Genomic DNA, 1,825 nt, shown 5'->3' on the forward strand with positions numbered 1-1,825 from the left:
CTGCGCCAGGCGCTCGCCGCCGCGTACGGGCTGGACGAGCAGGAGCTGCTCGCCGAGCCCGGACGGCGGATCGCCGTGCCGGAGCCGCTGACCGAGGCGGCGGACGGGCCGCCGCCACCGGCGCCGACGCCGTCGACCTCATCGAGGCCCTGGCCCGCCGGCTGGTCGTCGGCATGGAGACCCTCGGCTGGGACGCCGACAAGGTCGACGCGGTGGTCGAGGAGGTGACCGGCCGGGCGATTGGCGACGCCGCCGACGTGCTGCGCTTCGCCGCCCGCGAGGTGGTGCCCCGGCTGGCCCGGACCACCGACGAGATCGACCGGGTGCTCGGCGCGCTGGACGGCCGGTTCGTGCCGCCCGGCCCCTCCGGCTCACCCACCCGCGGGCTGGTCAACGTGCTGCCCACCGGCCGCAACTTCTACTCCGTCGACCCCAAGGCCATCCCGTCGCGCAACGCCTGGGACGTCGGGGTGGCCCTCGCCGACTCGCTGCTCGCCCGGCACCTTGCGGACACCGGCGCGTACCCCCGCTCGGTGGGGCTCACCGTCTGGGGCACCAGCGCCATGCGTACCCAGGGCGACGACATCGCCGAGGTGCTGGCCCTGCTCGGCTGCCGGCCGGTCTGGGACGACCGGTCGCGGCGGGTCACCGGCGTCGAGGTGGTGCCGCTGGCGGAGCTGGGCCGCCCCCGGGTGGACGTCACCGTCCGCATCTCCGGCTTCTTCCGCGACGCCTTCCCCCACGTCGTGGCGCTGCTCGACGACGCGGTACGCCGGGTCGCCGCCCTCGACGAGCCGGCCGGGGAGAACTACGTCCGGGCCCACGTGGACGCCGACCTCGCCGAACACGGCGACGCCCGCCGGGCCACCGCCCGGATCTTCGGCTCCAAACCGGGGGCGTACGGGGCGGGGCTGCTGCCGCTGATCGACGCCCGGAACTGGCGCACCGACGCCGACCTCGCCGAGGTGTACGCCGTCTGGGGCGGCTACGCCTACGGCCGGGACCTGGACGGGCGGGAGGCGCGCGCCGACATGGAACGCTCCTTCGCCCGCATCGCCGTCGCCGTCAAGAACCAGGACACCCGCGAACACGACATCGTGGACTCGGACGACTACTTCCAGTACCACGGCGGGATGGTGGCGATGGTCCGCCACCTCACCGGCGCCGCGCCGGCCGCGTACGTGGGCGACTCGGCGATGCCGCACGACGTGCGCACCCGCACCCTCGGCGAGGAGACCCGGCGGGTGTTCCGGGCCCGGGTGGTCAACCCGAAGTGGATCGCCGCGATGCGCCGGCACGGCTACAAGGGCGCGTTCGAGCTGGCCGCCACCGTGGACTACCTGTTCGGCTACGACGCCACCGCCGGCGTGGTCGACGACTGGATGTACGAGCACCTGGCCGCCGCGTACGTCTTCGAGGAGACCACCCGGGAGTTCCTGGAGCAGTCCAACCCGTGGGCGCTGCGTGGCATCACCGAGCGGCTGCTGGAGGCCGCCGACCGGGGCCTGTGGGCCGCGCCCGAACCGGCCACCCTCGACCGGCTCCGCGAGACGTACCTGGCCAGCGAGGGCGATTTGGAGGACCGGCAATGAGTGGCTACCCGTTCAGCGCGGTGCTCGGCATGGACGACATGCGGCTGGCCCTGCTGCTCAACGCCGTCTCCCCGGCCATCGGCGGGGTGCTGGTGCGGGGCGAGAAGGGCACCGCCAAGTCCACCGCCGTGCGGGCCCTCGCGGCGCTGCTGCCCCCGGTCGACCGGGTCGCCGGCTGCCGCTTCGCCTGCGACCCGGCCGCCGCCGACCCCGCCTGCCCGGACGGGCCGCAC

The 1,825-nt window shown here is 75.1% G+C and carries 2 pseudogenes; both read left to right on the top strand.

The features are described 5' to 3' along the window. Positions 1-1,592: pseudogene (locus JNW89_RS36005) on the top strand (cobaltochelatase subunit CobN); the annotation flags it as partial. Further along, positions 1,589-1,825 (top strand): annotated as a pseudogene (locus tag JNW89_RS36010) (protoporphyrin IX magnesium chelatase); the annotation flags it as partial. The pseudogenes JNW89_RS36005 and JNW89_RS36010, both read left to right, overlap by 4 nt.

This window comes from Micromonospora sp. 4G55, assembly GCF_016803375.1.